At 41.7% G+C, this 16,244-nt stretch carries 12 protein-coding genes; all 12 read left to right on the forward strand.

Annotated elements, in window-relative coordinates:
* The first annotated feature begins 296 nt into the window (after window positions 1–296).
* The 12 genes from DXB15_RS09360 (at window position 297) to DXB15_RS09415 (ending at window position 16,193) form a co-directional block, all read left to right on the forward strand.
* Window positions 297–3,092, forward strand: coding sequence for an FMN-binding protein (locus tag DXB15_RS09360; RefSeq protein ID WP_158582235.1), 2,796 nt, complete (start codon window positions 297–299; stop codon window positions 3,090–3,092).
* Between the two features lie 402 nt (window positions 3,093–3,494).
* Complete coding sequence (locus DXB15_RS09365; RefSeq protein ID WP_147404794.1) at window positions 3,495–7,127, forward strand: penicillin-binding Tp47 domain C-containing protein; 3,633 nt, start codon at window positions 3,495–3,497, stop codon at window positions 7,125–7,127.
* A gap of 165 nt (window positions 7,128–7,292) precedes the next feature.
* On the forward strand, window positions 7,293–7,559 hold the full coding sequence (locus DXB15_RS09370; RefSeq protein WP_118702798.1) for a type II toxin-antitoxin system Phd/YefM family antitoxin: 267 nt from the start codon (window positions 7,293–7,295) through the stop codon (window positions 7,557–7,559).
* On the forward strand, window positions 7,552–7,815 hold the full coding sequence (locus DXB15_RS09375; RefSeq protein WP_109215374.1) for a Txe/YoeB family addiction module toxin: 264 nt from the start codon (window positions 7,552–7,554) through the stop codon (window positions 7,813–7,815). Before DXB15_RS09370 ends, DXB15_RS09375 begins: the two co-directional genes overlap by 8 nt.
* 135 nt (window positions 7,816–7,950) lie before the next feature.
* Window positions 7,951–8,577 carry a TetR/AcrR family transcriptional regulator gene (locus DXB15_RS09380; protein WP_243115623.1) on the forward strand — a complete coding sequence of 209 codons (627 nt, stop codon included), beginning with the start codon at window positions 7,951–7,953 and terminating at the stop codon, window positions 8,575–8,577.
* Between the two features lie 160 nt (window positions 8,578–8,737).
* The gene (locus tag DXB15_RS09385; protein ID WP_118702851.1) at window positions 8,738–10,483 is read left to right on the forward strand and encodes an ABC transporter ATP-binding protein; all 1,746 of its coding nucleotides are present in this window, start codon (window positions 8,738–8,740) and stop codon (window positions 10,481–10,483) included.
* Window positions 10,476–12,206, forward strand: coding sequence for an ABC transporter ATP-binding protein (locus DXB15_RS09390; protein ID WP_118702799.1), 1,731 nt, complete (start codon window positions 10,476–10,478; stop codon window positions 12,204–12,206). Before DXB15_RS09385 ends, DXB15_RS09390 begins: the two co-directional genes overlap by 8 nt.
* A 236-nt stretch (window positions 12,207–12,442) precedes the next feature.
* Window positions 12,443–12,802, forward strand: coding sequence for a hypothetical protein (locus tag DXB15_RS09395; protein WP_118702800.1), 360 nt, complete (start codon window positions 12,443–12,445; stop codon window positions 12,800–12,802).
* Between the two features lie 112 nt (window positions 12,803–12,914).
* Window positions 12,915–13,565 carry a stage V sporulation protein AA gene (locus DXB15_RS09400; RefSeq protein ID WP_243115624.1) on the forward strand — a complete coding sequence of 217 codons (651 nt, stop codon included), beginning with the start codon at window positions 12,915–12,917 and terminating at the stop codon, window positions 13,563–13,565.
* A 24-nt stretch (window positions 13,566–13,589) separates the two neighbouring features.
* Window positions 13,590–14,009, forward strand: coding sequence for a stage V sporulation protein AB (locus DXB15_RS09405; RefSeq protein WP_118702802.1), 420 nt, complete (start codon window positions 13,590–13,592; stop codon window positions 14,007–14,009).
* Between the two features lie 232 nt (window positions 14,010–14,241).
* Entirely contained in the window at window positions 14,242–14,724 is a 483-nt protein-coding gene (locus DXB15_RS09410; RefSeq protein ID WP_333491060.1) for a SpoVA/SpoVAEb family sporulation membrane protein, read from the forward strand.
* A gap of 140 nt (window positions 14,725–14,864) precedes the next feature.
* Window positions 14,865–16,193 (forward strand): MATE family efflux transporter, encoded by a 1,329-nt coding sequence (locus DXB15_RS09415; RefSeq protein ID WP_242979819.1) that lies wholly within the window; start codon window positions 14,865–14,867, stop codon window positions 16,191–16,193.
* The last annotated feature ends 51 nt before the right edge of the window (window positions 16,194–16,244 follow it).

Here is a 16,244-nt window from a genome sequence, read left to right on the forward strand (position 1 = left end):
AAATGAGAAAGAAATTCAATAACGAAAAAGTTGAAAAAAGCTGTTGACAAATCCAAAGTTGTAATGATATAGTAACTGTCGTTAGGAAACACTAATAAAACACTAATAAAACACAAAACCAAATATTGAAATTCACGGTACAGAGTAACATCTGGTCGTGGACTTGGTAGAGACTTCTCCCGCATGCGGCACAGGACGCATACATGGGTGGAGTCTATTTTTTTGCAATAATTCGGAGCCAGGCAAATTTACAAGGGCAGGTACGAATCATCGCAAAGAAGGAAAAGGAGGATAACATGAAGAAGAGAAGAGAGTTTCTGACAAAAGCATTAGCTGGAGCCATGGTGGTAGCAATGACAGCCGGAACAATGCCGGTGAGCGCTCTTGCAGCATCCAGTGTAACAAAGACAAAAGATGGCACTTACACAGGAACCGCTACGGTTGTAGCAGATGAGGATGAGGATTTCACAAATTATCCGATCAGTGTAGATGTGACCGTTGCCGATGGCAAAATCACAGATGTAGCTTTTTCAGAGGAAAATCAGTTTTATGTAGATGGTGCAGATAGCACCGAAATAAAGAAAAATAAAAAGCTCTCAACGGAGGCGATGACAGAATTAAAAGATAAAATTATCGCCCAGAATGGTACTACTGGTGTTGACGCAAAATCTGGAGCAACATGCACATCAAAGGCAATTCTAACAGCAGTAGATAGTGCTATTAACGAAGCACCAGAAGCAGTTAAAGTAAAATACGTGACCATGAACGTACCGTACACAGACTTTTACGCAGCTTACAATCTGACAGACAAAGCTGTTTGGCAGGTTGAGAATGGTTTAGATGCTGTTTCCACAGCGACAACCAATAAGTTTAAAGGCACAACAAGTCTTGCAAAAGGAACCTACAACAACGGTAAATATATCATGGGCGTGACCATGGCAGTTGCAGTTCCGGAAGAGACTTACGAAGCACTGAAAGCAGAAAATCTGACAGCAAATGACAATTATTACATGACAGATCTGGATACCGCTCCGGCAGCATTCAGCACCATGACAGTCAATGCAGATGGAACATACAGCTTCAGCAAACTTCAGGAAGCATCTGTTTCCGGCAACTATATCACAGTTGGAGAACTTGACCTGAATGCAGGTTACGGTGATTATCAGGTTACACTAGACGGACTTGGAACAGACGGCACTTTAAAAACAGGTGAGAATGAGACAACACCATATGCCCTTTACGGAGCAATCCTGAATACCACAGAGGGAAAAACTTATGGAATGACTTGTCTGGAAAATCTGTGGCTTGGAACAAAGAGACCGAATGTGGAGATCGCGTGGTCCATCAAAGAAGGTCAGGGCCTGAAACGTGGACATGGCGCAGGCGATGAGTTTTATCAGTTCAGCGATATGAATGGTGCAACTTTAAAGAGCATCACATTGATTACAGATCTTGGAACTATTGAAGTGCCTTGCGGTGAGAACGGTCTGGAACTGACAAAATATTATGCAGGTGATCTGAGTAATTTACAGTATGCCATCGATAATGATTCTACAGAGCTGAGCATCAGTGGTATTCCATCTGATTTGGAAAATGTGAAAATTTCTGTATCCGGCGGTTTAGCAACAAACGCTGAGATCAAAGACGGAAAAGTAACATTGAGTAAAGCACCGGAAGCAGGAACAACCTACACACTGACTATCAGCAGTTCAAATTATCCGGAAATTACAAGAACAATGTCCACACCAATTGTAGCAGATCAGGTGACAGAGCTTCAGAAATGGGTAGACAAAGCAAAAGCAACAAACGGATATGAGAACAATGCGGATTTGAAAGAGCATGTAGCAGAAGCGGAAGAAATGATCGCAAATAAAGAAGCGGCATCTGCAGACGCAGCAGAACTGATCAGTGAGCTGACAGAAAAAGTCAAAGCAACTTACTCAACTGTGGAAATGGAAGCGACTGTAAAAGGTAATTACATTGGAATCGCATTGAAAAATGTATCTCTGGAAGACCTGGAGAATCCGACTTATACATTATCTGTTCGCCAGGGAAGAGGAAGTGTAACGGTAGCAGAAGGCAAGTTAGATGCACTGGATCTTACACTGGAAAAAGAACTGACAGCAGGAACGGAATATACACTGACCATCGTAAGTGATAATTATCAGGATGCACAGATCAAAGTTACAGCAGAAGAAACAGAAGCAGATTACAGTAAAGTATACGATGCAATTGACGCAATTCCGGATGATCTGAGTGTTTACACAGAGGAGAGTGTTGCAAACTTGCAGAGAGTACTGGAAACGGTTGATTACAGTAAGAAAGCAAGTCAGCAGTCAGAGGTAGATGCTTATGCAAATGCAATCATAGAAGCAACAGCAAAACTTGAGAAAAAAGCAGTAACTCCTGTAGCTCCGACACATGCAGACGGACTTGCAAATGAGAAAGCTTCTGATGGAAACTGGTACTATTATGTAAATGGAAAAGTTGCAACAAATGTGACAACTGTTGCTAAGAACGTAAACGGCTGGTACTATGTAAAGAATGGAAAAGTAGATTTCTCAGCAAATACCGTAGCGAAGAATGAGAACGGCTGGTGGATTATCCGCGGTGGAAAAGTAGACTTCTCAGCAAATACCGTAGCGAAGAATGAGAACGGCTGGTGGTACATCCGAGGAGGAAAAGTAGACTTCTCAGCAAATACCGTAGCCAAGAACGAAAATGGCTGGTGGAAGATCACAAACGGTAAAGTGGATTTCGGTTACACAGGCATTGCAAAAAATGAGAATGGCTGGTGGAGAATCGTAAACGGCAAAGTTGATTTCAACTGCAACAGCGTAGAGAAAAACGAAAATGGCTGGTGGTATCTCCGTGGCGGTAAAGTAGACTTCTCCTACACAGGAGTAGCAAAAAATGCAAATGGCTGGTGGAGAATTGAAAACGGAAAAGTGAACTTCAACTTTACCGGAATCGCAAGCAACCAGAACGGATCCTGGTATTTACAGAACGGAAAAGTGAATTTCAACTATAACGGAAAAGTAAAATATAATCATAAAACTTATACGATCCGTGGAGGAAAAGTCGTAAAATAACAAAAAGATATTATGGTAAATTACAGACAGATTTTCAGTTGCTTTTCACTTGAGCAAGTAGCGAAAGCGGATTGCGAATGTCCGCTTTACTTCTGAAATTTATCAAAAATGAAAGAGAGTAAATCTTAAAACAGGGATTTACTCTCTTTTTGATGTTAAGAGAAAGGATTATCAATAAACATGGTTAATGAGAAAAGACGTTCGATATTAATGAGAAAGTATTTCAATAAAAGGGAATGTGAAAAAAGTGTGTTGACGTTAACTGAAACTAATGCTATCATAACCGCCGTTAGATAGTGCTAATGGAAATTGCTCATTGCTAAGATGAGTTAGAGGAAAAGTTTGTTGGTACAATCGGATGATATTTTTGATTTTGAAAATGAAAAATATAAGGAGGAATTTATGAGAAGAAAGAAACTTTCAATGAAAGTAGTAGCAGCAATTCTTGCAGCAGCTACATTTATGAGCACCTACCCGACTGCTGCATTTGCAGTAACCAAAAGTCAGGTAGCGGCAGATGGCATAAATAATGCAACTACACATGTAGAATCAGATGACGAGTGGAACAGTTATGATGTGACTGTCGGAGTGACTGTTGAGGACGGAAAATTTAAAGAATTTCTGGTAACTCCGACGAATGGATATGAGGCATCGGGAGATTTTGGAAGTAAAACATATTTTGAAAAAGCAGTGAATGGAACAACAAAAAAACCGGATATGGGAATCAAAGCTCTGGTTGGACAGCCGGCAACACAGGAAAGTATTGATAACTGGTTTACTGCAAATGGATATGATACAAAATCAGGTGCTACAATTACAAGAACAGCAGTAAAAGATGCTGCAAAAGAGGCTCTTTCTAAATTTGAAGAAGCAAAGAAAGAGGATGTGAAACAGGAAGCTTATGTTCTGATGAACATTCCATATGCAGCATTTTATGCAGCAGAGGGTGATTCCGATGTAGATGCAGTTTCATCCGCAACAAAGATGAAAACCAGAGCATCCCTGGCAGCCGGTTCCTATCATGTAAACAATGACGGATCAGATATCAGTGGTATCACATTCCCTGTAAAAGTAAGTGATCTGGCAGCATTGACAGGAAAATATACGCAGATTACAGATGAGAGTAAAGTTGAGATTACTACAAGTATCAAGGGAAAAGAGTCTACCACAACTTATGTGGGAAAAGATGCATTGTTTGAAAGTGCAGATTACTCCTATTATGTACTCAGCGAAGCTCCATCTTACTATAAAGAGCTTACTGTAAACAAGGACGGAGCACTCAGCTTTGGAGCAGTGAAGACATCTTCTGCAACAACGTTAGATAATGCAAACGGTACATTATCTACTTCTACGAAATATGGTGATTATCAGCTTGATATTGAAGGACTTCCGAAAAATATCAATACGGTATACGGTGTCACAATCAGCACAAAAGAGGGTGACAGCTACGGATTACGTCATGTGGAGAATATCTGGAAAAAAACAGAACTCGCATGGAGTACGGGATTTGTAACAGAGTCACATGGCTGCCAGCTTTCTTATGCAGACTATGTATCCATGATGGGACAGACTATCAATAATGTTACTTATTACACAGATGCCGGTGTATATAACATCCCAATGAACCAGTATGTTCCGGTAAAATTTGCAAATACAGTAGCAGTTGAGAATGCTTCTGCTGATGCAGGAAAGACAACAGTAGCTATTACAGGATTGCCATCTGATTATGATGCGGTATACAGTGTGGACGGACTGAATAATGTTTCTGTAAAAGATGGTGTATTAAGCTTTGATAAGAGTGCTGCAGTTGGACAGTATACTTTGAAAATTACAGATAAGAGTGGTAAATACGCAGATCTTTCTGCAACATTTGAACTGACAACAGACAAAGCAGTAGCAGCCTATGACAATGCAAGTGACAGTCTTGTTGCTGCAAAAGATGCAGCAGCAGATGATCTGAGTGCTTACATTAAAAATATTAAAAGTGTCAATGTAAATGGCAAAGATTATGCTGCATCCGGAAAAAAATCTGTTACGATCATCAACAAAGACGGCTCTTTAAATGAGTCAGCAACTCCGTTTAAAGATGCAAAGCCGGGAGATGAGTTTACTGTTTCTGTAAAAGCAACCGGATATGCAAATGATTTCACATTTACTTATGTAGTTCCGGAATACACTTATGTATATGCATCTCTTTCTTATGCTGAGTACTATGCAGCAGAGAATGTTCAGAATGCAGGATCTACATTATCTTCTGATACAATGGATACAAACGGTGAGTATGATAAAGGCGCATTTGACGTTGTTACCCGTGCGACAGCAAACCACGGTCTCCACAGAGGAAGTTTCCAGCAGGATGTCGTGATCTATGACACAGATGGAAATGAGTATGAGCCAGTTTCCTGGACAGATGCAAATACCGCAATTTTAAAAGATGGAAAGACACTTGTAAAAGCATCTGACAGAAAAACAGGTATTACGACATTAACAGTAGATGGAAAAAATGCTACATACGATCATTATGTGATCAAAGGAATCAAATATGTTCCGGTAAAAGTAAAAACAAAAAATCTGGAAGCGTTCAAAAAAGCTTACAGTGTAGTAGAAAATGGTGAAAAACTGTCTGGCGGATATTCTGAGAATAATCTGAAGAGTTATGAAGCAGTTGCAGCTGTAGATGCCAATACAAATGGCCTGAAAACTGTTTCCATGAGTGCAGACGGAAGCTTCAGTTTTGGAGCAGCAGCAATTGGCACAACATCCGGATTGAAAGATACGGAATTAAAGACAGCAGACACAGCTAAAATGGGTGTAGAAGTTGTAAGCAGCAGCAAATTTGGTGATTTTCTCCGTGTGGATCTGACTGAGAACTATGGTGATCTCGGAGCAGCAATGCAGTCTGTAGAGTGGACATATTATGGCAATGGCGATAAAGCTATTGCAACATATGGAACAAAATTTGCAGCGGATAACTGGATGCATAAAATGATGGGAATTCAGCTCGGACTGACAGATTCCTTAAGATGCCAGCTTCCGGAAGGAACTGACGGAACAGGAAAATGGGTAGTGACTATTCATGCACTTGGTTATGCAGATACAAATGTAGAAGTAAATGTGACTGCAGATGATATTCATACTGCAACACCGGTAAGTGACACAAGCAAACTGGAAGCAGCAATCAAAGCAGCAGAAGCTTTGAATAAAGACGATTACACAGAAAAAACCTGGAGTGATCTGGAGGCAGAACTGAAAGAAGCACAGGACGATCTTGCAAATGCTGCAAAAGGCAAAACAAGTCAGGAAAGCGTAGATGAGTCTACAGCACATTTAAATGCAGCTATTGCAGCTCTTGAAAAAGCAAACAAATTTACAGGTCTTGCAAACTCCAAAGCAGCAGACGGAAACTGGTACTATTATGTAAATGGCGAGATCGCTACAAACGTAACAACAGTTGCTAAGAACGTAAACGGCTGGTGGTATGTAAAGAACGGCAAAGTTGATTTTAAAGCAAACACAGTAGCTAAAAATGAGAATGGCTGGTGGCTCATCCGTGGTGGTAAAGTAGACTTTTCCGCAAACACCGTAGCTAAGAACGAGAACGGCTGGTGGATTATCCGCAATGGTAAAGTAGATTTTTCCGCAAATACAGTAGCCAAGAACGAGAACGGCTGGTGGAAGATCACAAACGGCAAAGTAGATTTCTCCTACACAGGAGTAGCAAAAAATGCAAACGGCTGGTGGAGAATCGTAAACGGTAAAGTAGATTTCAACTGCAACAGCGTAGAGAAAAACGAGAACGGCTGGTGGTACATCCGCGGCGGTAAAGTAGATTTCTCCTATACGGGAGTAGCAAAAAACACAAACGGCTGGTGGAGAATTGAAAACGGTAAAGTAAACTTCAACTTCAACGGTATTGCACAGAACAGCAACGGCTGGTGGTACATCAAAGGTGGTAAAGTAGATTTCTCTTACAACGGAACTGTTAAATCAAACGGTAAAACTTATAAAGTTGTAAATGGAAAAGTAAGAGTATAATAAGCGTCTTTACTTCCTAAGCAAATGAATTAAAAATCCGGTTTCGGGAATTTCCCGGAGCCGGATTTTTTGTGTAAATTAGTAAAAAGTTGCTTATAACACTTGACGTACAGTTTCCTGTACAATATAATATAAGTACAGAAAACCGTACGGAGGTGAAACATTATGTTAGCTGTTAATTATACAAATTTAAGGGATAACATGAAAAGTTACATGGATCAGATAACTGACGATTATGAAACAATGATTGTTACAAGAAAAAATAACAAAAATGTTGTGATGATGTCAGAGGAAGCATATAACAATCTGATGGAAAATATTTATGTTATGGGAAATAAGGCTAATTATGACTGGTTGATGGAGTCTAAGGCTCAGCTGGAAGGAAAGAAATTTTCATCTCATGAGCTGTCTGAGGTAGAAGAGAATGAATAAAGTATTTACAGATAATGGATGGGCAGATTATGTTTACTGGCAGACCGAGGACAGAAAGACCTTGAAAAAAATTAATAATCTGATTAAAGATATTGATCGGAATGGAAATGAAGGAATTGGTAAGCCAGAACCATTGACAGGAACATTATCTGGATATTGGAGTAGAAGAATCAATGATAAGGATCGTCTGATTTATAAGATTGATGATACAACGATTTATATTTTGGCTTGCAGATATCATTATAGTGATAAGTAAATGCGTCAGCAGATTAAAAATCTGCTGGCGTTTTTACTTGAAAATTTCTTGACAGTGCATATGAAAATTGATAATATAACAGTGTTATATAACGCTGTTATAAAAAGGGACAGTGAAAAAGAGGCGGAAAAGGAGATGAGAAATTTGGAAGAAAGTGCAACACAGCAGAAAATTTTGGAAGCGGCAAAACAAGAGTTTTTGGAAAAAGGATTTCAAGGTGCATCTCTGCGCAATATTGTAAAAACTGCAGGCGTGACGACCGGGGCTTTTTATGGATACTATTCCAATAAAGAAGCATTATTCGCGGCATTAGTGGAAGAACATGCGGCGGCTGTCATGGGCTGTTTTATGCAGGCACAGGATAATTTTGAACAGCTTTCAGGCGAGGAGCAGAGCGAACATCTTTCGGATGTAGCCGGTTCCTGTATGGAATGGTGTGTGGACTATATGTATGATCATTACGATGCGTTTAAGCTGATTCTTTGCTGTTCAGAGGGAACGCCTTACGCACATTTTATTCATAACATGGTAGAGGTGGAAGTGGAATCTACTTACAAATTCATGGATCAGATGCGCCGCATCGGTAAAGAAATCAACGAGATCGATCCGGAGATGTGTCATATGCTCGCCAGTGGAATGTTCGGCAGTATGTTTGAACTGATCGTGCATGACATGCCACGGGAGAAAGTACATGAGTATGTGCGTCAGCTGCGGGAGTTTTATACCGCTGGCTGGATGAAAATATTTGGATTTACAGATTAATAGATTACAGAAACAGTGAGAATAAATTTGTAAATCCTGTTTTTTTACAGGCAGGTTAGCATTTGCTAATGACAATTTACTATCAATAAAAATAAAATGAAAGATAGAAGGAGGGAGTTTGGTGAAAAAAGAGAAGAAACCATCAAATCTACAGCGTCTGATGGGTTATGCAGGTTCTTATCGATACCTGACATACATATCCTGGGTGCTGTCTGCGGTCAGTGCAATTTTAGCATTGTTTCCGTTTATTTTTATCTGGCGGCTTATTCGTGAAGTGCTGCAGGTCATGCCCGATTACAGCAAAGCGCAGCACATCAGTTTTAACGGCTGGATGGCAGTGATTTTTGCGCTGATTTCCATGCTGATCTACATTGCGGCACTGTTTTGTTCCCATAAGGCAGCGTTCCGTGTGCAGGCAAATCTGCGAAAAGAAATGATGCATCACATTATGGAGCTTCCAATTGGATTTACCGGTGAATACGGAAGCGGCAGACTGCGCAAGATCGTAAATGAGACAAGTGCTTCCACGGAAACTTATCTGGCGCACCAGCTGCCGGACAAAGCCGGAGCGATCGTGACGCCAGTTGCGTTGCTGATCATGCTGCTTGTATTTGACTGGCGGCTGGGGCTGCTCAGCTTACTTCCGGTTGTGGGCGCTTTTCTGGTGATGAGTTCCATGACGGGAAAAAAAATGCAGCGCAAAATGAAAGAATATCAGGATTCTCTGGAAGATATGTCCAACGAGGCTGTGGAATATGTCAGAGGAATTCCGGTGGTAAAAACCTTCGGACAGTCGGTATTTTCTTTCCGCCGTTTTCGGACAGCCATTGACAATTATCAGAAATGGGTCATTTCTTATACGAAGGACCTGCGTCTGCCGATGATGGGCTATATGACCATGATCAACGCGGTATTTGTACTTCTGATCGTGGGAGCCATGATTTTTACGAGACACGGTGTGACACCGGAATTTCTGCTGAATCTGCTGTTTTACATTATCATCACTTCGATCATTACGGTAACGCTGAACAAGATCATGTATTCCAGCGAAAATGAGATGGTAGTGACTGACGCATTACAGCGTATGGACGCCATTTTTCAGAGTGCTCCATTGCCGGTAGCAGATCAACCGAAGACTGCAAAGGATGCTTCTATTGAGCTGGATCACGTAACGTTTGCTTATCAAAATACAGAAAAAAATGTGTTAAGAGACATCAGCATGACGATTCCGGCGGGAAGTCATGTGGCACTGGTTGGACCTTCAGGAAGCGGAAAATCCACACTGGCAAGCCTGATCGCACGTTTCCATGATGTTTCAAAAGGCGAACTCCGTATCGGAACTGTTCCGGTAAAAGAGATTGCAGAAAAAGAGCTGATGAACACGGTTTCGTTCGTATTTCAGGATTCTCATTTGCTGAAAATGTCCATTTTGGAAAATGTGCGTCTTGGAAAACCGGAGGCAACAAGAGAAGAAGTATTGCAGACATTGCACGAAGCGCAGTGTGACGATATTCTGGCAAAATTCCCGGAGGGCGTGGATACGGTGATCGGAGCCAAAGGTGTGTATGTATCCGGCGGCGAGGCACAGCGTATTTCCATCGCGCGGGCAATGCTGAAAAATGCGTCCATCCTGATTTTGGACGAGGCAACCGCCTTTGCAGATCCGGATAATGAAGTGCGTGTACAGGAAGCCTTTGCGCGGTTGTCCAATGGCAAGACACTGATCATGATCGCGCATCGTCTGTCAACGATCGTCAATGCAGACTGCATTTATGTTATCAAGGACGGAACTATCGACGCACAGGGAACTCATGCACAGCTTTTGGAGCAGCAGGGACTGTACGCGGACATGTGGCAGGAATACAATCGAGCCGCACAGTGGAAGGTAGGTGAAAAAGATGCTTAATTTTTTACAACATAAATATGCACTGTCGGAAAAAGGTGCAAAAGATATGTGTAAGGCATTTGCGGCGTGTACGGTAAGTTATCTGGTGCAGATGCTTCCTGTCATGATGCTGATGTTCCTTGTGCGGGATCTGCTGACACATCAGACGCTGGCAGGCAGAGGCGTCTTTTATGCCGTTGGAATCATCATCTGTCTGGGTTTGATTTTTTGCGTGACTGCAATTCAGTACAATGCGACGTTTTTTGCCACATATGAAGAAAGTGGTGTGCGCCGCATCACTCTGGCAGAAAAACTGCGTAAATTGCCGTTATCCTTTTTCGGGAAAAAAGATCTGGCAGATCTGACCAGTGTAATCATGGCAGATGGCGCAACACTGGAAACCGCGTGCTCCCACTGGATTCCGGAGCTGGTTGGTTCCTTTATTTCCACGTTTCTCATTGCCATTGCGCTGTTTGTATTTGACTGGCGGCTGGCGATTGCGAGTTTGTGGGTACTTCCGGTGTCCTTTGGGATTGTGCTCAGTTCTTCCGGTGTAATGCGTAAAAAACTGGAAAAACAGCAGAAAGTGAAAATGGACTGCGCGGACGGGATTCAGGAGTGTCTAGAAACATTACGTGACCTGAAAGCAAACAATGCGCAGGCGCGTTATATGGAAGAATTAGACCGCAAAATTGATGCAGTGGAGCATCAGACCTGGATTACAGAGATGGGAAATGCAGTGTTTAATGGTTCTGCCCGTATGGTTTTGAAATTCGGTATCGCAACGACTGCGCTGGTTGGTGGAATTTTGCTGGCAGGTGGAAAAATAGATGTGCTGAATTATTTTGTGGCATTGCTTGTGGTATCAAGAATTTATGATCCGCTGACCACGTCTCTGGATAATCTGACGGCGATTCTGGCAACGGATATTCCGTGCCGACGCATGGATGAGATTTTGTCCGGTGAGGAACAGACCGGTGTTGAGACATTGTCCAATCAGGGCTGTGATATTCAGTTCGAGCATGTAGCTTTTTCCTATAATAAAGGTGAAAAAGTGTTGCAGGATGTGTCCTTTACGGCAAAACAGGGTGAAGTAACGGCACTAATCGGGCCATCCGGCGGTGGAAAAACAACGATTTCCCGTCTGGCTACCCGTTTCTGGGACGTGGACAGCGGAAAGATTACTGTTGGCGGCATGGATGTCTCCAAAGTTGATCCGGAAACGCTGATGTCCCTGTATTCTATCGTATTTCAGGATGTAACGCTGTTTAACAACACGATCATGGAAAATATTCGTATCGGTAAAAAAGATGCCACGGATGAGGAAGTTCTGGCAGCGGCAAAACTGGCACACTGTGATGAATTTGCAGAAAAAATGCCGGATGGCTATCAGACCATGATCGGAGAAAACGGAAGTGCACTTTCTGGAGGTGAACGCCAGCGAATTTCCATTGCAAGAGCATTTCTGAAAGATGCACCGATCATTTTACTGGATGAGGCTTCTTCTTCATTGGATGTGGAGAATGAATCTCTGATACAGGCATCGCTTTCCAAACTGATCCAGAACAAGACCGTTCTGATCATTGCACACCGGATGCGTACTGTGGCTGGTGCAGACCGAATTGTTGTGTTGAAGGACGGTTATGTGGCGCAGAACGGAAGACCGGCAGAACTGGCAAAAGAGGATGGCATTTATCATGATATGATTCAGGCACAGTTGCAGTCCGAACAGTGGAAGATCTGATGAATTTATAAATATACTATTTTGTGCCTGAAAACTGAAAAATTAAATAACATGAAAAAAATAAATTTTCAGAGCTATTTGTAAAATGTAATAAATGTTCGTTATTATATGAAGTAACTGAAATACATTTAATGAAAATTGCTCAGCTCTGAATAATAAATAAAAATCGCTCCATACTAACAGCAAAACAAAGTCATATAAACCAAATGTTTATAGTCTGGAAGGAGGAAATTTACATGTGTTGTAAATTGATGAAAAAGTGTTGCTGTTTAGTAGTGATCGCCATGATCGCGGGAGCGGTTTTTTATTTTTTGTGCGGGTTAAAAGGAGAGGACATGTACGAAGAAGGGAGTTTTGGAAAAAAGATGCAGGACAAAAAGAAAAAAGTAAAACAGGCGTGTGGCTGTATGAAAGAACAGGGCGAAGACATTGCAAAAGAACTGAAATTTGCGGCGGAATATTCTGCGGATGAAATGAAGGACAGCTGGAAACATGCGGGAGAGGCAGTGCGTCACGCAGCCAACGAGATCAAAGAGGATGTGTCTGAGATGAAAGAATCCGCGCAGGCGGTTTTTGAAGACGCGGCGGAGAAATAAAAAGTAAGAATGAAACAGAGCACATGTGTTTTTTCTAAGTTAAGGGAGTTTCGGCTTTTTTTGTAAAAATAATGGGCTGTAAATGTATTCTCAGTCATAAGAATCTGTTTTGATGGAAAGGAAATATATGGGTGCTTCGGGACAGACATTATATCTGAAGATGGAACAAAATTGTATTGTATATGAACGCAGTGTGAAACTGCAGGATATCGCATCGGTGGAGTGCACCGATGTGGGTATCCGCCGTCAGGTGCTGCAGGAGCAGATTTATCATTTTCAGGGAAAGAAAAAGAGCAGCTTCGTGCAGGTTTTTTCTGTTTTATATATTATCCGGAAAATTCATGAAAAATATCCAACTCTGGAAATTGAAAACATTGGTGAGCCGGATTTTGTCATTCGTTATGTGCCTGATCCGGAAAAGAAAGCTGTGCAGTATTTCAAAACGGCGATTGTGTGCGTGATCCTGTTTTTCGGGGCAGCATTTACAATCATGACGTTCATAGAGGACGTGTCGGTTTCAAAGGTATTTGCCGCATTGTATACACGGGTGACAGGGCAGACATACACTGGTGTTAGTGCACTGGAAATTTGTTTTTGTATTGGGCTGGCGATTGGAATCATGGTCTTTTATAATCATGTCGGACATAAGAAAATCACGGATGATCCGACCCCGATTCAGGTGGCAATGCGTAAGTATGAACAGGATGTGGATACAACGTATATTGAAACCAGCAGTCGCAAAGGGAAAAATTATGATGTGTAATATCAGGAAGAAGGAAAGTGCAAGATGTGGGGCTATCAGATTGTATTAGGAATATTGGGGCTATTATTTGGCATTGGTGTCGCAGCTGGTGTGTTTGCACTGGTAGCAAGTCTAGGCATGGTGCCGCGCATAGCGGGAAAAACAAGCGTAGCAGCATATGTGCCAGCACTGGAAAACGCACTGATCTTTGGCGGAATCTTTGGCTGTATTTTAGCAATTTTCCCGCAGCTTCCATTTCAGGTTGGCTTATGGTTTCTTGTAGTTTATGGATTGGCGTCCGGTGTATTTTTAGGCTGCCTGGCGGTGGCACTGGCAGAAGTACTGAATGTATTTCCGGTATTGTTTCGCAGAGCTAATTTGAAAAATGGACTTGGATTTCTGATCACAGCTTTTGCAGTAGGAAAAACCGTGGGCGGTCTGGTTTATTTTTTCTGGATTGCATAAGAAGAAAAAAGGATTTATAATAGAAAATTTTTCTGATATTCGTCTATGAATTAGAAAGTTTAGTTTGGTGAGTTGCGGAAAAGTATTTGCAGGGGAAGATTACTAACAAATTTGTCTCAGTATAAGAAAAGTAAAAATTAGAATCTGAAGGGTGGTTAACATTTTGAATGATAATAAGAAAAAAACAAAATCAGATTACAAAAATACGCCGAGAGAAGAGCTGATCCGGGAAATTTCAAAAGCAGAAGATGCCAAAACTGAGGAAGAAAAAGAAGCGCGGAAAAATGCATACGATGCTTATGTCAGTCAGGTAACACCAACCTACAGTTTACCTTTGAATATGCTGAAAGCTTTTCTGGTTGGAGGTATTATTTGTTGCATTGGACAGGGAATTACAAATTTTTGCCTGAGTCGTGGCATGGATACACTGACCGCAGGAAAGTGGACGAGTCTCATTCTGGTGTTAATCAGTGTAATTCTTACCGGATGGAACATCTATCCGACTATTGCAAAATTTGGGGGCGCAGGTGCGCTTGTGCCAATTACAGGCTTTGCAAATGGTGTGGCTGCTCCTGCTATTGAGTTTAAAAAAGAAGGTCAGGTATTCGGAATCGGAAGTCAGATTTTTTCCATTGGCGGACCTGTTATTTTATATGGTATTTTTACGAGTTGGCTGTTAGGACTGGTGTACTGGATTTGGAAAATCATGCAATAATATCTTTTTTATTTTACACTGGATTTTCCCCGAAAAATATACTATCATGCTAGATGATGTATATACGATATAAAAGATGCTTCCGCTTTTGCAGGCGACAAGCAGGTAATAGATAAAGTAAAAGTAGGCGAGGGGACAAGTTGAATAACGATTTTTTTGGAACAGAGAAAATCTCAAAAATATTATTAAAAATGGCGCCTCCGGTTATGCTGGCACAGCTGATTCAGGCGTTATATAACGTGGTGGACAGCTTTTTTGTTGGACGCTATTCAGAGAGTGGACTGACGGCACTCTCTATTATTTACCCGATTCAGCTTCTGATGATCGCATTAGCGGTGGGAACCGGTGTCGGCATCAACACAGAAATGGCGTACAACCTTGGAATCGGAAGAAAAAGAAGATCTGACGAGACGGCAGGTATCGGCACACCGCTTGCACTTTTGATGTGGGTGATTTTTGCGGTAGTCTGCTTCTTTCTGATGCCGGCATATGCGCGAATGAATACTTCTTCCGAGGAAGTCATTACAATGGTAGTGCTTTACGGAAGAATCGTTTGTGTACTCAGCATCGGACTGTTTCTGGAAAGTGTCTGGACGAAAGTGCATCAGGCAGAAGGAAATATGCGGACGCCGATGATCGCGCAGATTATTGGTGCAATTGTAAACATTGCGTTGGATCCACTTTTGATCTTCGGCTTATGCGGTCTGCCGAAAATGGGAATCGGTGGAGCTGCTACAGCGACGGTTGTGGGACAAATCGCGGCGGCATTGATTGTTATGAAAGGCGGTTTTCGTAAGATTCCAGCGCTTGTGGTATTCCCACACCAGATCAAGCGAATTTATAAACTTGGAATTCCAAATATTTTGATGCAGGCAGCGTACACTTTTTACATATTTGGCTTAAACCTGATTCTTGCAACATTCTCAGATCAGGCGGTAACAGTACTTGGTTTGTATTATAAATGGCAGGCATTTTTCTTTATCCCATTGGGTGCAATGCAGACTTGTATCGTGCCGGTGGTAAGTTATAACTATGCGGCGGGCAAATATGAGCGATGCAAAAAGACTTTGATGGTGGCAATCATATTCGGAATTGCGTTGATGATGATCGGCGTTGTTTTATTTGAAACTATTCCGGGACCGATGCTACATGTATTTTCACATGATCCGAAAGTTATCAGTATTGGTGAAGTAGCTTTCCGTTTTATTGGAATCAGTTTTATTCCACTGGTAAGTTCCCTGACGTTTCCTGTATTTTTCCAGGCGTTGGGACATGCGGTAAAAAGTTCGATTTTGACGATTATCAGAACGGTATTTTTGTTTATTCCGTTGGCGTACTTGTTTTCAAGATTTGGACTGAATTATTTCTGGCTCACCTTTCCGGTGACGGATTCTATCACTACGCTGGCAGGTTACCTTTTTTACCGCCAGTTTGTGAAAAAGACGATGCCAAAGACTATTATGGAATAGAAAAATGCGATTTTTAGAAGTGTGTTTTTTATGGAATATTATAGAAATCTA

The organism is Roseburia sp. OM02-15, assembly GCF_003481835.1.
Lineage (GTDB): Bacteria > Bacillota > Clostridia > Lachnospirales > Lachnospiraceae > Eubacterium_I > Eubacterium_I ramulus_A.